Source organism: Prescottella defluvii (assembly GCF_000738775.1).
Lineage (GTDB): Bacteria > Actinomycetota > Actinomycetes > Mycobacteriales > Mycobacteriaceae > Prescottella > Prescottella defluvii.
Genome location: NZ_JPOC01000046.1, coordinates 35,410 through 53,048 on the forward strand (window position 1 = coordinate 35,410; position 17,639 = coordinate 53,048).

At 68.1% G+C, this 17,639-nt stretch carries 14 protein-coding genes; 7 read left to right on the plus strand and 7 right to left on the minus strand.

The window, feature by feature from the left end; genetic code table 11:
- Nucleotides 1–49: 49 nt before the first annotated feature.
- Nucleotides 50–862: a hypothetical protein gene (locus IJ15_RS0117105; RefSeq protein WP_031939565.1), complete on the minus strand. Its 813-nt coding sequence runs from the start codon at nt 860–862 to the stop codon at nt 50–52.
- Nucleotides 863–1,233: 371 nt separating this feature from the next.
- Here IJ15_RS0117105 and ramB point away from each other — a divergent pair, with 371 nt between their 5' ends.
- The 7 genes from ramB (at nt 1,234) to uca (ending at nt 11,275) form a co-directional block, all read left to right on the plus strand.
- Nucleotides 1,234–2,643 carry an acetate metabolism transcriptional regulator RamB gene (gene ramB / locus IJ15_RS0117110; protein ID WP_031939566.1) on the plus strand — a complete coding sequence of 470 codons (1,410 nt, stop codon included), beginning with the start codon at nt 1,234–1,236 and terminating at the stop codon, nt 2,641–2,643.
- A 209-nt stretch (nt 2,644–2,852) separates the two neighbouring features.
- Nucleotides 2,853–4,121 (plus strand): urea ABC transporter substrate-binding protein, encoded by a 1,269-nt coding sequence (gene urtA, locus IJ15_RS0117115; protein ID WP_031939567.1) that lies wholly within the window; start codon nt 2,853–2,855, stop codon nt 4,119–4,121.
- A gap of 39 nt (nt 4,122–4,160) precedes the next feature.
- Entirely contained in the window at nt 4,161–5,045 is an 885-nt protein-coding gene (urtB, locus tag IJ15_RS0117120; RefSeq protein ID WP_031939568.1) for an urea ABC transporter permease subunit UrtB, read from the plus strand.
- Nucleotides 5,042–6,139: an urea ABC transporter permease subunit UrtC gene (gene urtC, locus IJ15_RS0117125; RefSeq protein ID WP_031939569.1), complete on the plus strand. Its 1,098-nt coding sequence runs from the start codon at nt 5,042–5,044 to the stop codon at nt 6,137–6,139. The genes urtB and urtC overlap by 4 nt, the downstream gene beginning before the upstream one ends.
- Nucleotides 6,136–6,939 carry an urea ABC transporter ATP-binding protein UrtD gene (urtD, locus tag IJ15_RS0117130; RefSeq protein ID WP_031939570.1) on the plus strand — a complete coding sequence of 268 codons (804 nt, stop codon included), beginning with the start codon at nt 6,136–6,138 and terminating at the stop codon, nt 6,937–6,939. Before urtC ends, urtD begins: the two co-directional genes overlap by 4 nt.
- A gap of 2 nt (nt 6,940–6,941) precedes the next feature.
- On the plus strand, nt 6,942–7,634 hold the full coding sequence (urtE, locus tag IJ15_RS0117135; RefSeq protein ID WP_031939571.1) for an urea ABC transporter ATP-binding subunit UrtE: 693 nt from the start codon (nt 6,942–6,944) through the stop codon (nt 7,632–7,634).
- Between the two features lie 53 nt (nt 7,635–7,687).
- Nucleotides 7,688–11,275: an urea carboxylase gene (gene uca / locus IJ15_RS0117140; RefSeq protein ID WP_031939572.1), complete on the plus strand. Its 3,588-nt coding sequence runs from the start codon at nt 7,688–7,690 to the stop codon at nt 11,273–11,275.
- Here the strand turns inward: uca and IJ15_RS0117145 are convergent.
- Genes IJ15_RS0117145 through IJ15_RS0117170 form a run of 6 tightly spaced genes read right to left on the minus strand, consistent with a single transcriptional unit; the run spans nt 11,265 to nt 17,531 of the window.
- On the minus strand, nt 11,265–12,911 hold the full coding sequence (locus IJ15_RS0117145) for a class I adenylate-forming enzyme family protein (protein ID WP_156112132.1): 1,647 nt from the start codon (nt 12,909–12,911) through the stop codon (nt 11,265–11,267). The two genes, uca and IJ15_RS0117145, sit on opposite strands and share 11 nt — an antisense overlap.
- Nucleotides 12,912–12,916: 5 nt before the next feature.
- The gene (locus tag IJ15_RS0117150) at nt 12,917–13,630 is read right to left on the minus strand and encodes an ABC transporter ATP-binding protein (protein ID WP_031939574.1); all 714 of its coding nucleotides are present in this window, start codon (nt 13,628–13,630) and stop codon (nt 12,917–12,919) included.
- A complete protein-coding gene (locus IJ15_RS0117155) occupies nt 13,627–14,403 on the minus strand; it encodes an ABC transporter ATP-binding protein (protein WP_031939575.1) in 777 nt (258 codons plus the stop codon). Before IJ15_RS0117155 ends, IJ15_RS0117150 begins: the two co-directional genes overlap by 4 nt.
- Complete coding sequence (locus tag IJ15_RS0117160) at nt 14,400–15,446, minus strand: branched-chain amino acid ABC transporter permease (RefSeq protein WP_031939576.1); 1,047 nt, start codon at nt 15,444–15,446, stop codon at nt 14,400–14,402. The genes IJ15_RS0117155 and IJ15_RS0117160 overlap by 4 nt, the downstream gene beginning before the upstream one ends.
- Nucleotides 15,446–16,321 (minus strand): branched-chain amino acid ABC transporter permease, encoded by an 876-nt coding sequence (locus IJ15_RS0117165; RefSeq protein ID WP_031939577.1) that lies wholly within the window; start codon nt 16,319–16,321, stop codon nt 15,446–15,448. Before IJ15_RS0117165 ends, IJ15_RS0117160 begins: the two co-directional genes overlap by 1 nt.
- Nucleotides 16,322–16,337: 16 nt before the next feature.
- Nucleotides 16,338–17,531, minus strand: coding sequence for an ABC transporter substrate-binding protein (locus IJ15_RS0117170; RefSeq protein ID WP_031939578.1), 1,194 nt, complete (start codon nt 17,529–17,531; stop codon nt 16,338–16,340).
- Nucleotides 17,532–17,639 lie beyond the last annotated feature (108 nt).

Below are 17,639 nucleotides of genomic sequence, written 5' to 3' on the forward strand. Positions count from 1 at the left end.
ACGATCGGAAACGGGAGTCACAGATACTTCCGCGACGCCTCGAGGGCTCCTACCGGCCCGATTCGCCGCCGACGATCGCAACCCTTGCGAAGCCGTAGCGGGCGTCCAGGGGTTTGGCCGTCGGCGCCATCTCGTAGGCGTGCGGTCCGAACTCGGCACATTCGATGACGGCCGACCCCGACACGATCGGCGACAGCCGGGTCACCTTCCATCGGGTGTGCACGAGGTCGCCGGAATCCTCGACGTCCGCGCCGGAGCCCTCGTGGTTCCTCAGAATCAACTGTTCGTTCCAGCTCTGATGGGCGAGCCAGTCGGGCGTCAACTGCGTTCGCTGCGATCCGCAGTCCGCGAGGTCGACGGTGCCGACGATTCCTCGGCCGCCACCGTCCGCCGGCGCGATCGCGAAGCCCATGCCGCCGACGCCGTTGACGAGTTCGAGCTGGGCCTGCGGAATGGTCGGCAGCCGGAAGATGTCCTGGCCCGTCCGATCCTCGATCGGTGTCCCGACGAGGATGTCGGAGGTATAGGCGCCCTCCAGCCCGCTGTCGGGGTGCATACAGCTGCACGACAGTCCGGCGAACAGGCGTCCGAACGGATCCTCGACCTCGTTCGAGTCGGTGGACAGCGGGTCGACGATCCACACCGCGATCCGGGGCCGGTCCGGGACGGCCAGCGATTCGGGCAGCAGCGCCCGCGCGAACCGCCGGTGGACCTCGGTCGTGAGAACGAGCCAGCGGGCCGTCACCGACGCCTCGTTCGGATCTCCCGTCTCGACGGATTCCGACTCGACGGATTCCGGCTCGGCGAGCAGCGTCGGATGCGCGGGCCCGCTCGGTGCGCGGCGCTTGGAGGTAAAGATCATCGTGACCTCGGACGAACCTGATCGGGCGGGTCTCGCATCTGCGACACCTCAGCCTCCGGACAGGGAGCAGCACACGCCCTCTTCGTCGGGGGCGAGCGTGGGCCGGCGACACCCGTCGCACGACGGACGTCGATATCGTTCCGCTCAGGACGCGCAGGCCCTCCCCGCCCGACCCAAACCGCCTCGCAACCAATGCTTTACGCAAACATTCATTCGGTTGCCGCCCAGCATTTTCCATGGGTGACCGAGATGTCAAGACTTGTTCCTGAAACGTCATGTTCGGTCGGTATCGCGGCCGGACACGGAACAAGGATCACCAACTGCTAACCCAACCCTTTGCACAGTTAGCATCACGCTCGTACGCTGGCCACATGGCCAAGACCTTCGTCGGCGTCCGTCTGCGACAGCTCCGTACCGAACGTGGCCTCAGCCAGGCCGCGCTCGCGAAGACGCTGGACATCTCGGCGAGCTACCTCAACCAGATCGAGCACGACGTCCGCCCGCTCACGGTACCGGTGCTGCTGCGGATCAGCGAGGTGTTCGGTGTCGACACCACGTTCTTCTCCTCGCAGGACGACACCCGGCTGATCGCGGAACTGCGGGAGGTGGCGCTCGACGACGACATGGGCATCGACGCGGACGCGCAGGAGATCGCGGAGATGGTGTCGTCGCATCCGGGTCTGGCGAAGGCGATGGTGAACATGCACCGCCGGTACCGCAACACCACCGCACAGCTGGCCGCCGCGACCGAGGACCGGTTCAACGACGGCAGCGGCAGCGGTGCGATCACGATGCCGCATGAGGAGGTGCGCGACTACTTCTATCAGCGGCAGAACTACATCCACGACCTCGACACCGCGGCCGAGGAGCTGACCGCCCGCATGCGGTTCCACCGCGGCGACATCGCCGACGGCATCGCCCGCCGGCTCGAGAACCTGCACGACGTCCAGATCGTGCGCCGAATCGATCTCGGTGAGAACGTGCTGCACCGGTACGACCCCGAGACGCGGCTGCTCGAGATCTCTCCGGCCCTGTCCGGCGGGCAGCAGGTGTTCAAGTTCGCGACCGAACTCGCGTACCTCGAGTGCGGCGACCTGCTGCGCAAGCTCGTGGACGAGGGCAACTTCACCTCCGACGAGGCCCGCTCGCTCGCGATGCTGGGTCTGGCCAACTACTTCGCGGCCGCGACGGTGCTGCCGTACGGCCAGTTCCACGAGATCGCGGAGGACTTCCGGTACGACATCGAGCGCCTGTCGGCGTTCTATGCGATCAGCTACGAGACGATCTGCCACCGCCTGTCGACGCTCCAGCGTCCCAAGCAGCGGGGCGTGCCGTGGTCGTTCGTCCGAGTCGATCGCGCCGGGAACATGTCGAAGCGCCAGTCCGCCACCGGTTTCCACTTCTCGTCCAGCGGCGGCACGTGCCCGCTGTGGAACGTGTACGAGACCTTCGCCTATCCCGGCAAGATCATGACGCAGGTCGCGCAGATGCCCGACGGCCGCAACTACCTCTGGGTGGCCCGCACGATCGAGCGCCGCGCGTCACGCTACGGACAGCCGGGCAAGACGTTCGCGATCGGTCTCGGGTGCGAACTGCGGCACGCGCCGCGCGTGGTCTACGCGGACGGCCTCGACCTCGGGGGCGACACCGCGACACCGATCGGCGCGGGTTGCCGTGTGTGCGAGCGGATGAACTGCCCGCAGCGCGCGTTCCCTCCGCTCGGGAAGGAACTCGACATCAACGAGCACCGTAGTTCGGTCTCGCCGTACACGATTCGCTGATCTTCCAGCGCACTTTCCGCCGACACGGCCGCTTCCGTCAGGCCGTGTGAGCAGCTGTTCATGCCGGTGTAACAACCGACACGAACTCGTCACCGACAGACATACCGGCGCAATAACTTCCGCCTACCGTGTGCGATCACGGATACAGCGTCGTATTCGCTCCTCTTCGGGACAGCTCCGGGTCACATCATCGACGGAAAGGCTCGTTCATGCCTACGTTCTCCAAGCGCACCCTCGCCGCTCCCGCTGCGCTCGCGGCGTTCGGTCTGGTTCTGACCGGCTGCGGCAGCAAGGCGTCGGACCCGTCCGCCGACGGCAGCACATCCGCGGCGTCCTGCGTGGACACTTCCGGCGACACGATCAAGGTCGGCTCGCTGAACTCGCTGTCCGGCACGATGGCCATCAGCGAGGTCACCGTCCGCGACTCGATCGCCCTCGCGGTCGAGGAGATCAACGACGCCGGCGGCGTGCTGGGCAAGCGGATCCAGATCGTGGCAGAGGACGGCGCGTCGGAGCCGACGGTGTTCGCGGAGAAGGCCGAGAAGCTCATCAGCAGTGACTGTGTCGCAGCGGTTTTCGGCGGCTGGACGTCGTCGAGCCGCAAGGCGATGCTGCCGGTGTTCGAGGACAACAACTCGCTGCTCTACTACCCCGTCCAGTACGAGGGCCTCGAGGACTCGCCCAACATCTTCTACACGGGTGCGACCACCAACCAGCAGATCGTGCCGGCGCTGGACTACCTGAAGGAGAAGGGCGTCACGTCGCTGTACCTGGTGGGCAGCGACTACGTCTTCCCCCAGACCGCCAATCGCATCATCAAGGCGTACGCGGCGGCCAACGGGATCGAGATCAAGGGCGAGGACTACACGCCCCTCGGGTCCACCGACTTCTCCACGATCGTCAACAAGGTCCGTACCGCCGACGCCGACGCCGTGTTCAACACCCTCAACGGCGACTCCAATGTCGCCTTCTTCCGCGAGTACTCCAATGTCGGGCTGAAAGCTGCCGACATGCCGGTGATCTCGGTGTCCATTGCGGAGGAGGAGGTGGGCGGTATCGGTGCCCAGAACATCACGGGCCAGCTCACCGCGTGGAACTACTACCAGACCGTAGACACGCCGGAGAACAAGAAGTTCGTCGAGGCCTACAAGGCGAAGTACGGGGCGAACAAGCCGACGTCCGATCCGATGGAGGCCGCCTACACATCGGTGCATCTGTGGAAGAACACTGTCGAGAAGGCGAATTCGTTCGCAGTGGCCGACATCCAGTCCGCCGCCGACGGTGTCACGTTCGCGGCCCCGGAGGGCACGGTCACCATCGACGGCGACAACCACCACATCACCAAGACCGCCCGTATCGGCGAGATCCGCGACGACGGACTGATCTACACCGTCTGGGAATCCGACGGCCCGATCCAGCCGGACCCGTACCTCGAGAGCTACGACTGGGCGAAGAGCCTGTCCGGCTCCGGTAGCTGACACGCAGCGTTCAACGACGACGAGGGAGGGCGGGCACCGATGGATGTTGTTGTCGGGCAGCTGTTCACCGGCCTGAGTATCGGGTCGATCCTGCTGTTGGCGGCACTGGGGCTGTCGCTGACGTTCGGGCAGATGGGCGTGATCAACATGGCCCACGGCGAGTTCATCATGGCCGGTTCGTACACCGCGTACGTGGTGCAGCAGGTCGTTTCCAGTGCCGGCGCCTCACTGCTGATCTCGCTGGTGGTCGGCTTCGTGGTGGCCGGCTTGCTGGGCGTCGCGCTCGAGACCACCCTGATCCGCCGGATGTACCACCGTCCGCTGGACACCCTGCTGGTGACGTTCGGCGTCGGGTTGGTGCTGCAGCAACTCGCACGCGACATCTTCGGCGCCCCCGCCGTCAACGTCGTCGCACCGTCGTGGCTCTCGGGCGGTGTGGAAATCCTCGGGGCGGTGGTCCCGAAGACGCGGATATTCATCCTGCTCCTCGCGATCGTCGCCGTCGCGGCCCTGTCGTTCGCGTTGGCGAGGACGTCGACGGGTCGCCGGATCCGCGCGGTGGTCCAGAACCGTGACCTCGCGGAGACCAGCGGAATCTCTTCACGCCGTACCGATGTCACGACGTTCTTCATCGGATCCGGTCTGGCCGGTGTCGCCGGGGTGGCGTTGACACTGATCGGCTCCACCAGTCCGACCATCGGGCAGTCGTACCTGATCGACGCGTTCCTGGTCGTCGTGATCGGCGGTCTGGGCCGACTGTCCGGCGCGGTGGTCGCGGCCGTCGCGCTCGGCATCCTCAATTCGTTCATCGAGTACTCCACCACCGCATCGATCGCGAAGGTGATCGTGTTCGTGCTCATCGTCGTCTTCCTGCAGATCCGCCCGCAGGGACTGTTCGTCGCCAAGACAAGGAGCCTGGTATGACCGTGCTCAGTCGTTACCGGGCCTGGGTGGGGTTCGCCGTCGCGGCGGTGGCGCTGTTCGCCGTCGCGCCGGCGCTGCTCTCCGACTTCCGGCTCAATCTGCTGGCCAAGTTCCTGTGCTTCGCGATCGTCGCGGTCGGCATCGGATTGGCTTGGGGTCGTGGTGGAATGCTCACGCTGGGGCAGGGTGTGTTCTTCGGCCTCGGCGCCTACATCATGGCGATGCACCTCAAGATCGCCGACGCGGAGTTGCGCGGCGATGCGGTACCGGACTTCATGCAGATCGCGGGCATCGGTGAACTGCCCGGATACTGGCTGCCGTTCACCTCGCCGTTCACCACCATCGCCGCGATTCTGGTCGTGCCGGGCCTGGTCGCGTTCCTGCTCGGAATCGGGGTGTTCAAGCGTCGGGTCAAGGGCGCGTACTTCGCGATCCTGTCGCAGGCCCTCGCGGCGGCGTTCGCGATCCTGCTGATCGGCCAGCAGTCGATCGGCGGATCCAACGGGCTCAACCGTTTCCGCACCTTCTTCGGCTTCAATCTGTCCGATCCGGCGAACAAGCGGATGCTGTTCTTCATCGCGGCCGCCGTCCTGCTGGTAGTGGTCGCCGCCACCCGGCAGCTGATGCGTTCGCGGTACGGCGAACTGCTGGTGGCGGTCCGCGACCAGGAGGAGCGTGTCCGGTTCCTCGGCTACGATCCGGCGAACATCAAGGTGGTCGCGTACACCGTCGCCGCGTTCTTCGCCGGCATCGCGGGTGCACTCTTCGTGCCGATCGTCGGCATCATCTCCCCCGCCGACGTCGGTATCGTCCCCTCGATCGCCTTCCTCATCGGCGTCGCGATCGGCGGGCGCACCACACTGCTGGGTCCGGTTCTCGGTGCGATCGGTGTCGCGTGGGCGCAGACCACGCTGTCGGAGAACTTCCCGTCTGCATGGACCTACGCACAGGGCCTGCTGTTCATCGTCGTGATCGGCTTCTTCCCCGCCGGCATCGCCGGTGTCGCAACGTTGCTGCGCCGCCGCACCCTCGTCGTCACGCCCCCACCGGATCCCGAACCCGAACCCGTCCGCGAAATGGAGGCAGCACGATGAACCACACCCGCCACCAGCCGAAACTCGGCGGCAACGCCGGAATGTCCAGCCAGTATCTCGAGATTCGCGACCTGCGGGTCACGTTCGACGGCTTCACCGCCGTCGACGGCGTGGATCTCACACTCCTGCAGGGAGATCTGCGGTTCCTCATCGGCCCCAACGGTGCCGGGAAGACCACCCTGGTCGACGCGGTGACCGGGCTGGTTCCAGCGACCGGTTCCGTCACCAAGTCGGGGGTGGAACTGCTGGGGCGGAAGGTCCACAAGATCGCACGACTGGGCGTGGGCCGGACGTTCCAGACGGCGTCGGTGTTCGAGGAACTCACGGTGTTGCAGAACCTCGACATCGCCGCCGGGGCCGGACGCTCGGCGCTGACGCTGCTGCGCCGCCGCACGTCCGTCCTGCCGCAGATCGAGGAGGCCCTCGAGACGATCGGCCTGAGCCACCTGCGCGACCGCAAGGCGGGGATCCTCGCGCACGGACAGAAGCAGTGGCTCGAGATCGGCATGCTGCTGGTGCAGGACGCCGACGTGCTGCTGCTCGACGAACCGGTGGCCGGGATGAGCCACGACGAGCGTGAGGAAACCGGAAACCTACTGCGCCGCATCGGCGGTGAACGCACCGTCGTGGTCGTCGAACACGACATGGACTTCATGCGGGCCTTCGCGACGTCCGTGACCGTCCTGGCCCGCGGGAAGGTCATCGCCGACGGCAGCGTCGAGGAGATCCAGGCTGACCCGATGGTGCAGCAGGTGTACCTGGGCACCGCGGCCGCCGCCGACGTGCTCGAGGAGGTCTGATCATGCTGGAACTCATCGATGTTCGGACCGGGTACGGTCGCACCGAGATCATCCACGGCGCCTCGGTGTCCGTGCCCGCCGACGGCGTCGCGGCCGTGATGGGCCACAACGGTGCCGGCAAGACGACGCTGCTGCGGGCCGCCGTCGGGCTGGCGAAGACCACGTCGGGCAGGGTCCTGCTGGACGGCGAGGACATCACGCGGCTGCGTCCGAGCGCCAGGGTCGCTCGCGGACTCGCCTACGTCCCGCAGGGACAGCAGTCGTTCGGCCAGCTCACCTGTGCCGAGAACCTGCAGGTGGTGGCCGACGGCCGCAAGCGCGGCCGGGCGCTCATCGACGAGCAACTCGCACTGTTCCCCGCACTCGAATCGCTTCTGGGCCGCCGGGCCGGGCTGCTGTCCGGAGGCCAGCGGCAGCAGCTCGCGATCGCCCGGGCCCTCATCACCGAGCCGCGGGTGCTGGTGCTCGACGAGCCGACCGAGGGCATCCAGCCGTCGGTGGTCGCCGAGATCGAGACGGCGATCGTCGAGCTCACCCGACGCGGGGACCTGGGAGTCCTGTTGGTGGAGCAGCACATCGGCTTTGCGCTCCAGTCCGCGGAGCGCTACTACATTCTCGAATCCGGCCGCGTCACCTCGACGGGAGCCGGCGGCGCCGGTGCCGAGTCCGTCGTGCGTGAGGCCATGTCCATCTGACGACCACCATCGCGAACCACTCCCCGAACCCGATCGATCGAAGGAGCCCCTCCGTGTCTCACGGCTTCGACACCCTCCTCGTCGCCAATCGCGGCGAGATCGCCTGCCGCATCATACGATCCGCTCGTACCCTCGGGCTCGAGACCGTCGCGGTGTACTCCGACGCCGACGCGTCCGCGAAACATGTCGAGATGGCCGACACCGCCATCCGCCTCGGTCCTGCGCCCGCTGCCGAGTCGTATCTGCGCAGCGACCTGGTGATCGAGGCGGCGCTCGCGTCCGGTGCGGGCGCGATCCACCCCGGGTACGGATTCCTCTCGGAGAACGCCGAGTTCGCGGCCGCCGCCGAGCGCGCCGGCATCGCGTTCGTCGGTCCCACCCCGGATCAGCTGCGAGTGTTCGGCGACAAGCACACCGCGCGGGAGGCTGCGCGGGCCGTGGGTGTCCCGCTGGTCCCGGGTAGCGGTCTTCTCGCGTCGGTGGACGAGGCCCTGGCCGAGGCCGAGCGCATCGGCTACCCGGTGATGCTCAAGGCCGTCGGCGGGGGCGGCGGCATCGGCATGCAGGCGTGCTTCACCCCGGCGGCCCTCCGCGGGGCGTACGAGACGGTACAGCGCCTCGCGGCGGCGAACTTCTCGTCGTCGGGGGTCTTCCTCGAGCGCTTCATCGCCCGGGCCCGGCACATCGAGGTCCAGGTGTTCGGCGACGGCCGTGGCCGCACGTTGAGTCTCGGCACCCGCGACTGTTCGCTCCAGCGACGCAACCAGAAGGTGGTCGAGGAGGCGCCGGCGTCGGGGCTGCCCGACCGTGTGGTGGATCGACTGTTGCGGTCGTCGCGCGAACTCGCGTCGTCCGTCGGCTACCGTTCGGCGGGCACCGTGGAGTTCGTGTACGACGTGGACCGCGGCGAGGCGTCGTTCCTGGAAATGAACACCCGCCTGCAGGTGGAACATCCGGTCACCGAGGAGGTCACCGGCGTCGATCTCGTGGAGTGGATGCTGCGGCTGGCGGGCGGCGACTCGCGAATGCTCGACGGCCTGCCCGATTCGGGACCGCCGATCACCGGGCACGCCGTCGAGGCCCGCGTGTACGCCGAGGATCCCGGGCACGACTACCGTCCGAGCGCCGGCACCCTGACGTCGGTGCAGTTTCCGGAGGCCGCTCGCATCGAGTCGTGGGTCGACACCGGCACCGAGGTGAGCGCGCACTACGACCCGATGCTCGCGAAGATCGTCACCCGCGGCACCACCCGCGGGGAGGCGTTCGCGAACCTCGGCGCCGCGTTGGCCGGGACGCACATGTACGGCGTGCAGACCAATCTGCCGCAGCTACGCCACGTCTGCGCGGGGCCGGTCACCGAGTACACCACCGCATCCCTCGCGGACGTGCCGGCGACCGGGCCGCGCATCGACGTGCTGCGGGCCGGGACGATGACCACGGTGCAGGACCTCCCGGGCCGGATCGGGCTGTGGGAGGTGGGCATTCCGCCGTCGGGCCCGATGGACGACCTGTCGCTGCGCCTCGCCAACACCGCGGTCGGCAATCCGGTCGGTGCACCCGGCCTCGAGTGCACATTGCAGGGACCGCGGCTCGTGTTCTCCGTGGCCGCGACCGTGTGCATCACGGGCGCCGACGTTCCGGTGACCGTCGACGGGCTCGAGGTCCCGATGTGGGAGCCGGTGACCATCGCGGCGGGCGCGACCCTCGACATCGGATCACCCACCGACACCGGGCTGCGCACGTACCTCGCGGTGCGCGGCGGACTGGACGCCCCGCTGTTCCACGGCAGCGCGTCGACGTTCACGCTCGGCGGCTTCGGCGGCATCACCGGCAAGGCGGTCGCGACCGGGGACGTGCTGGGGCTCCTCGATGCCACCGAGGGGCACACCGACCCGGCACCGGTGCCGCCCGACTCCCGCCCCGCATTCACCCACACCTGGCATCTCGCGGTCACCGAGGGGCCGCAGCCGTCGCCGTCGTACTTCACCGACGCGGACATGACGCAGTTCTACGGGACCACGTGGACCGTGGCGAGTCACGCGAACCGCACCGGTATCCGACTGGACGGCCCCAAACCCACGTGGTCACGCCCGGACGGTGGCGAGGCCGGCCTGCACCCGTCGAACCTGCACGACAACCCGTACAGCGTCGGCGCCCTCAACGTCTCGGGCGACACCCCGATCCTGTTGGGCCCGGACGGACCCAGCCTGGGCGGGTTCGCCTGCCCGCTGACGGTGGTGAGTGCGCACCGATGGAAGATGGGGCAGATCCGGCCCGGCGACGCGGTGCGCTTCGTCCCGGTCCCCGACGCGGACGCCGACGCGCTGCGACGCTCGGACGAGAAGCGCTCGAAGGACGTTCCCGCAGTGCGGATCTCACGCGGTGACGGCGGGGTCCTGGCACGCACCGACGAGGGCGACGACCGCCCGGCCGTGGCGTATCTGCGCGCCGGAGACGACAACGTGCTCGTCGAGTACGGCCCGATGGCACTGGACCTGGGTCTGCGGATGCGGGTGCACGCACTGTCGGAGGCGCTGGCGCAGACCCGGGTGCCGGGCCTGATCGACGTCACCCCCGGGGTGAGGTCGCTGCACCTGCACTTCGACCCGGACATCCTGCCGCAGTACCGGATCCTCGGTCTGCTCAAGGAACTCGAGGATCAGCTACCCGCGACGCACGACCTGGTGGTCCCGAGCCGGACCGTGCGACTCCCCCTGTCGTTCGACGATCCCTCCATCGCGGAGGCCCTCGACCGCTACCGCAGCGGAGTCCGCGAGAGCGCCCCGTGGCTGCCGTCCAACACCGAGTTCATCCGTCGGATCAACGGATTCGACAGCGTCGACGACGTCCGCGCCGCCGTGTTCGATGCCGAGTACCTCGTCCTCGGTCTCGGCGACGTGTATCTCGGTGCTCCGCTGGCGGTTCCGCTCGATCCGCGTCATCGCCTGGTGACCACCAAGTACAACCCGGCCCGCACCTGGACGCCGTCGGACGCGGTGGGTATCGGCGGCAAGTACCTGTGCGTGTACGGCATGGAGTCGCCCGGTGGCTACCAGCTGATCGGCCGGACGGTCCCGATCTGGTCGGGATACCGGCAGCGGGCGCCGTTCGAGGCGGGCAAGCCGTGGCTCTTCCGATTCTTCGACCGGATCGTGTGGGAGCCGGTGACATCCGAGCAACTGACCGAGGCGCGGGCGCAGTCCCGAGCGGGCAGGTTCGATGTCGACATCAGTGAGGGCACGTTCGCGCTCGCCGAACACCTGGCGTTCCTCGACACGAACGCCGACTCGATCGCCCGGTTCGAGGCACGACAGAACGCGGCCTTCGAGACGGAGAAGCGGGCGTGGCACGAGGCCGGCGAGTTCGACCGGACCGAGGCGGCACCCGCGTCCGAACCTGCGTCTGCCGCCGTCGACGTCCCACCGGGAGCGGTGGTGGTGGAGGCGCCGATGGTCGGAAACGTGTGGCGGGTGGAACTCACACCGGGGCAGCGTGTCTCCGCCGGAGATCCCGCGGTGATCCTGGAGGCCATGAAGCTGGAGATGCCGGTACCGTGCCCGGGCACGGGCACGGTACTCCAGGTCCTCGCGGAGCCGGGCGCCAAGGTGTCGCCCGGAACTCCGCTGGCCGTCATCGGCTGAGCCGAGCCTCCGCGAGTACCTTGACCTCCCCCTTGGCGACCTTTCCACCGGGCGCCAAAGGGAGGTGGTCGACGGTGACGACGTGCTCGGGGATGTATTCGCGGGTGACCCCCTGCCCCGCGAGCCACGCCGACAACTCGTCGGCGGTCAGCTCGACGCCGTCGGCGGTCACCACCACGGCGCACACCTTCTCACCGAACAGCGCATCGTGCACACCGACCACCGCGACCATCGCGATCGCCGGGTGGGCCCGCACGAACTCCTCGACCTCGACGGCCGAGATGTTCTTGCCACCGCGGATGATGATGTCCGCCTTGCGGCCCACGACCCGGACGCGCCCCGCGGCGTCGATCTCGACGATGTCGCCCAGCAGCATCCAGCCGTCGTCGGTGTACAACTCGGCGTTGGCGGCGTCGTCGTCCCAGTAGCCGTGGCACATGAGCGGGCCGTTCACGCCGGGCTGCCCGCGGCGCTCGTCCCCGAGCACCTCGACGCCGGCGTCGTCGAACACCCGCACCTGCATGGCGTCGAGCACGTACCCGCAGGTGCGCAGGCGGGTGTCGGAGTCGTCGTCGACGGTGGTGACGCTCACCGCACCGGTCTCGTTGGAGCCGTAGAACTGCAGTACCGCCGCCCCGGTGCGCTCCTCGAACGCGAGCGCCTCGGAGTACGGGACCGCCTCACCGCCGGTGAACATCGCCCGCAGTGCGCCCAGGTCCGCCTCACGGCCGCGGTCGGAACGCAGCAACATCTTGAACTGTGTACTGACACAATTGAGGACGGTCACCCGCTCGCGCTCGAGCAGGTCGATCATGGTGTCCGCGTTGAACCGCTCGAGCACCACGTTGGGTGCGCCCAGCAGCGCCGGCAGGAAATGCGACGTCCACAGACCGAATCCGAACGGCGCCGGTACCGCGCCGAAGAAGACGTCGTCGCCGGTGATGTTGCCGGCGCGGGCGGCCACCTCGGAGAAGCCGATCCACCGATGCTCGGTCTGGGTCACCAGTTTCGGCAGACCGGTCGTGCCGGACGTGGAGTTGAGCATCGACACGTCGTGGATGCCGAAACGCGGGCTGGTCGCGTCGAACCGTCGGTCGGCGACCGTGGTCGGTGTCCCGGCGATGTCCTCGACCACGACGGACCCCAGGTCGTCGACGTAGACGACGTATTCGGGACCGCCGGTGCGCTCGCGGAGCTCGGCGACGAGCGGCGCGGTGTCCTGGCCGCGCATCGTCCGCGCGGTGACCAGTACCCGGCAGTCCGCGCGAGTCGTCAGGTGCGCCACTTCCTTGATCCCGGAACGGGATCCGATGCCCACGGCGATCCGGCCGGTTCGGTATGCGGCGCACAGGGCTGCGTGGAAGACCATGGTGTCGGGCAGGTACAGCGCGACCGCACCGGGTTCGATGTCGCCGTCACGCTCGGCCAGCGCCGCCAGCGCGGACGCGATCCGGTCGGCGGTCGCGTCGTAGCTGGCCCACGAAATGCGGGCGTCGGGGGTGATGAACGCGAGGTGGTCCGGGATGGTGAGTGCCCAGTGCCGCACGAGCTCACTGATGCTCAGGTCGGCGAACTTCTCGGGCGCGGAGGCGAAGTCGCCGACCGCGATGTCGAGTGTCGTCGTGATGTTTCCCATCGAGCTCACTTTCCCACCGTCGTTTCCAGGACACCCATCGACTGCTTGTAGGCGGCGTCGAGCGAGTCGGCGTCGGGCCGGGTGTCGATGATCCGGCCGCGCTGCATGACGTAACCGCGCTGCACCACCGGTTTGAGGGCGGCCAGCGACGGTTCGGCCACCAGCACCGTGACCCCCTCCGCGGCGAGATCGCCGACCAGCGAGCGCAGCTCGGCGACGATCTTCGGCGCCAGACCGGTCATCATCTCGTCGAGCAGCAGGACCTTCGGTGTCGACAGCAGTGCCCGGCCGAGCACCAGCATCTGCTGCTCTCCACCGCTGAGCACGCCCGCGTAGCTGCGCGCACGTTCACGCAGCACCGGGAACCGTTCGAACGCCGACTCCACCGCGTCCTTCTTCAGGCCCTGCAGGTCGGCACCGACCTGGAGATTCTCGAGCACCGACATCTTCATGAACAGCTGCCGGCCCTGCGGGACGTACGCGAATCCCTCCCGCACCCGCTGCAGCGCCGACAGCGCGTCGACGCGGCGACCGTCCACCGACACCTCGCCGGTACCGCGCACCGAGCCGTACACGGCCCCGAACAGGCTGGACTTGCCGGCGCCGTTGGGGCCGACGATCGCGGTCACCGTGCCGGCCGTGGCCGTGAACGAGACACCGTCGACGGCGACCGCCGACCCGTACCGGACCCGCAGGTCCTTCACGTCGAGCGTGGTCATGAGTTTTCCTCTCCTGCCCCGAAGTACACCTCGCGCATCGCGTCGCTCGCGAGACATTCGACGGGTTCGCCGTGGAAGGCGACCGCACCGAAGTCCAACAGCACGATGGTCGTCGCGAGTTCGGCGATGAGGTCGACGTTGTGGTCGACCAGCACGACGCCGCGGCCCTGCGCCTGGATCTTGCGGACCGCACCGGCGATCGCGGCGATGCCGGTGTGGTCCGCGCCCGCGAACGGCTCGTCGAGCAGCAGGACCTGCGGGGCGGTCGCCATGGCGCGCGCCACCTCGACCAGTCGCTGGCCGCCCAGGCTCAGTTCGCCGCACTCGCTGGTGGTGTCGTCGATCGCGTACTCGTGCGCTACCGCGCGGGCACGGTCGGCGGTGGCATCCCAGTTCTCGAACGGTCCCTTGAGCGCCCACCACAGCGAGTGCAGCGGTGAGCGCATCCGCCGGCCGTACAGCGCGGGGACGATGTTCTCGACCGCGCTCAACTCCAGTGCCAGCTGCGGATGCTGGAAGGTCCGTGACAGTCCCTGCCGCGCCCGCTTCTCGCTCGGTCCGTCGAGCACACGCCCGGCCAGCGTGACGGTGCCGGCGTCGGCCTTCTGGGTGCCGAAGATGCAGTCCACCAGTGTGGTCTTGCCGGCGCCGTTGGGGCCGACGAGGCCGACGACCTCGCCGGGCGCGACGGTGAACGAGACGTTGTCGACGGCGCGGACGCCACCGTAGTTCTTGGTGAGCCCGGAGACCTCGAGCAGTGCACTGCCGGTCATGAGCGATCACGTCCTTCCTCGGCCGAGCCGGACTTCGTCGAACCGGTGAGGCGAGCGAATGCCGCGGAGATCCAGCCGATCACGCCGCTGGGGGCGACGACGAGGATCAGCAGCACCGCGATCGCCAGCAGCAGCTCACCGCTGCCCTGGTAGCCGGGCATGTTGAGGGTCACGATGACCACAATCAGCGCACCGAGCGGTGCACCCCACGCGCTGTTGCGCCCGCCGATGATCGGCATGAAGATCGCCAGGAACACGATGCTCAGGGTGAACGTCTCGGGGGTGACGGCCTGCACCGAGACGGTGAACAGCGACCCGCCGGTCGACGCGATGGCCGCGCCGATCGCGAGCGCGATCACCGTCAGGTGCGCGGGATTCACTCCGGACGACCGGGCGGCGTTCTTGTTGTCGCGCGCCGCCCGCAGCGTCAGACCCCACACCGACTTGCGGAGTCGGTCGACGATCACGGCGATCACGCAGACGAACAGGATCGCGAGCACGACGAGCGTGTACCGCGGAGGCTGCCAGCCGAACAGGGTGAGGGCCTCGACGCCGGAGATACCGGCCGAGCCGCCGGTGAAGGCGGGTCCGTCGATGAGCCAGTGCTCGAACGCGATTCCGAACAGCAGGGTGACGGCGGCGAGGTAGAAGCCGGACAGCTTCTGCGTCGCGAGCGCCAGGATTACCGCGACCACCGCGGCCACGAGGGAGCCGATCACCCAGCCCCACCACATCGACAGCCCGGTCTTCACCGAGATCAGGGCGACGGAGTACGCGCCGATCGCGGCGTACGCACTGTAGGCCATCGACAGCGACCCGGCCATGACGAACGGGATGTACATGCCGAGCGCGATGAGGGAGTACGTGGCGGCGAGGAACACCAGGTCCTGCCGGTACAGGCTCGGGCCCATCCACAGCAGCACGCCGGCGACCACCGCGAGGGTGATCCCCACTTCGACGGCGATGTTCTTCAACGAGCGGTCGGCCCGCGCGGATCGGGCCGGTGCGGCCGATTCCGGTTTCCGTGACGTGGCGGTCGACATCAGACGCGCACCTTCCTCGAGAGCATGCCCTCCGGCCGGAAGGCGAAGAACACCAATGCGATCAGCAGGATCGCGGTCTGTGCGGCGCTGGCACCGAAGTAGTAGGGCGCGAACACCTGGACGAAGCCCAGCAGCAGGCCGCCGATCAGCGGCGCCCAGCTGCGGCCCGTGCCGCCGATGACGAGGGCGATGAACGCCGTCAGCGTCCACGACAGGCCGCTGGTGAACTGCACACCGGACTTGGATGCGAACAGCAGCCCGGCGATCGCCGCGATCAGGCCGGCGACGGTGAACGCCACCAGGCGCACCCGGTTCACCGGGAGACCCAGCACGCGGGCCGCCTCCGGGTTGTCGCCCACCGCGCGCAGCAGCCGTCCGGTCTGCGAGGTCTGCAGCCACACCCCGACCGCGACGAACACCAGTGCGGTACCGGCGATCAGGACGATCGACGAGCTGTCGACGGTGGCACCGGCGACGCTGATCGGCTGGAAGTCGAACAGCTTCTGCCCCGGCAGCGGGGTGCGGCCGAAGACGGTGCCGGCCAGCTGCTGCACCGCGAACAGCACCGCGGTGACCGCGACCAGTGCGGGCAGTTCGCCGCGGCCGGAACGCTTCTGGACCGGCTGGACGACGAGCTTCTCGGTGATCACCGACAGCGCCATGCCGACGCCGAGTCCGAGCAGCAGCGCGAGCCATAACGGGACGCCGTAGTCGACGACGACGAAACTGCACGCCATGGCGGCAGCCATCGCATACGGGCCCATCGCGAAGTTGAAGAAGTCCGCACCCACCACGACCAGGTACATGCCGAGGGCGATGAGCGAGAAGAAGGCGCCGATCTCGAGAGCGGCGAGCCAGAGTTGTGCGTCAGTCATGCTTGTGTCTCCTTCGTCAGCCGCACGGAGGCTGGTAGGACGCCCACGGCCCGTCGGGCTTGTTGTCGGGCCCGAACTCGACGAGCACCAGGCCACACAGGCTGTCGGGCGCGAGGTGGTCGCCGGGGCCGTACGACAGCGTCAGACCTTCCTGTCCGAACGTCGCGGGGATCCCGGACACCTGCTGCAGCGCGTCGCGAACCTTGTTGCGGTCGGTGTGGTCGCCGGCGATCTCGAACGCGCGCTTGAGCATCATGACGGCGTCGTAGGCCTGCGCGTCGTAGGCGGTGAGCTGATAGTCGGCACCCTTGACCTTGCGGACCTGCTCGGTGAATGCGGCTGTGCGCGTGTTGTTCTCACTGAGGCTGCCCATGTAGACCATGCCGGCGAGAGCGCCGGGGTCGGCCAGCGCCCAGGACTTGGGCTGGTTGCCGATCGACGCGAGCGAGAAGCGCTGCGCCTCCGGATAGATCTTCGCGAGCGTGTTGTGTGCGAGGATCTCGAAGTTTCCACCGATGCTGGCGACGAGGATCGCGTCGGGCTTGGAGCCGGTCACCCGGGAGGCCTGCGCGGTGAGGTCGGCGGCGTCGACGGGCGCCTTCTCGACGGCGGTGACGTCGGCGCACTCCTCGAGCGCGGGACGCAGCGTCTTGATGATGCCGTCGATCGAGGCGCTGGCGTCACCGAGGATGCCGAGCGTCTTGTAGCCCATCTTCTCGAACGCGCCGCAGTACACCTCGGCGTACTGCTTGAGGGAGTTCGGGATCATGAACGCGTAGTCGTTGTCCGGCGCGGTTGCGAACGCGTCGGACAGCACGACCGGGGCGATCGCCGGGATCTCGGACTGCTGCAGTACCGACTTCGCCTGGATCACCGAGCCGGAACCGGTGGCGAGGAGGACCGCACTCGCACCCTGGTCGACGAGTTTGCGGATGATCGACGGCGTCTTCGTGGGACTGGACTCGTCGTTCTCGACCACCAACCGGACCGGCTTGCCGTTGATGCCGCCGTCGGCGTTGAGGAGGTCGACGGTGAGCCGGACCGTACTGCCGGCGATGGTGCTGTACGACGCACCCGGCCCGGTCGAATCCTCGTCGAGGCCGATCACGATCTCGTCGGGCGACATCTCGCCCGCGGACGCGCATCCCGCCACGCCCAGAGTTCCCACTGCGGCGGCCACCGCCAACGCGGCGACCCTTCCGATTCTCACAACAGACTCCCGTCTCCCACGCCAGCCTTCAAGCGTTTGATCAACCAAACAAGTGCTTGATTGACGACTCGGGGCAGAAGTATGCCCCGGGTCACATTCGGAAGTCAA

What these genes read in the sequence shown, in the direction of transcription:
- IJ15_RS0117105 (WP_031939565.1), bottom strand. Translation starts at nt 862, where the DNA reads ATGATCTTTACCTCCAAGCGCCGCGCACCGAGCGGGCCCGCGCATCCG.
- IJ15_RS0117145 (WP_156112132.1), bottom strand. Translation starts at nt 12,911, where the DNA reads ATGGGAAACATCACGACGACACTCGACATCGCGGTCGGCGACTTCGCC.
- urtA (WP_031939567.1), top strand. Translation starts at nt 2,853, where the DNA reads ATGCCTACGTTCTCCAAGCGCACCCTCGCCGCTCCCGCTGCGCTCGCG.
- ramB (WP_031939566.1), top strand. Translation starts at nt 1,234, where the DNA reads ATGGCCAAGACCTTCGTCGGCGTCCGTCTGCGACAGCTCCGTACCGAA.
- IJ15_RS0117150 (WP_031939574.1), bottom strand. Translation starts at nt 13,630, where the DNA reads ATGACCACGCTCGACGTGAAGGACCTGCGGGTCCGGTACGGGTCGGCG.
- urtC (WP_031939569.1), top strand. Translation starts at nt 5,042, where the DNA reads ATGACCGTGCTCAGTCGTTACCGGGCCTGGGTGGGGTTCGCCGTCGCG.
- urtD (WP_031939570.1), top strand. Translation starts at nt 6,136, where the DNA reads ATGAACCACACCCGCCACCAGCCGAAACTCGGCGGCAACGCCGGAATG.
- urtE (WP_031939571.1), top strand. Translation starts at nt 6,942, where the DNA reads ATGCTGGAACTCATCGATGTTCGGACCGGGTACGGTCGCACCGAGATC.
- IJ15_RS0117165 (WP_031939577.1), bottom strand. Translation starts at nt 16,321, where the DNA reads ATGACTGACGCACAACTCTGGCTCGCCGCTCTCGAGATCGGCGCCTTC.
- urtB (WP_031939568.1), top strand. Translation starts at nt 4,161, where the DNA reads ATGGATGTTGTTGTCGGGCAGCTGTTCACCGGCCTGAGTATCGGGTCG.
- IJ15_RS0117160 (WP_031939576.1), bottom strand. Translation starts at nt 15,446, where the DNA reads ATGTCGACCGCCACGTCACGGAAACCGGAATCGGCCGCACCGGCCCGA.
- IJ15_RS0117155 (WP_031939575.1), bottom strand. Translation starts at nt 14,403, where the DNA reads ATGACCGGCAGTGCACTGCTCGAGGTCTCCGGGCTCACCAAGAACTAC.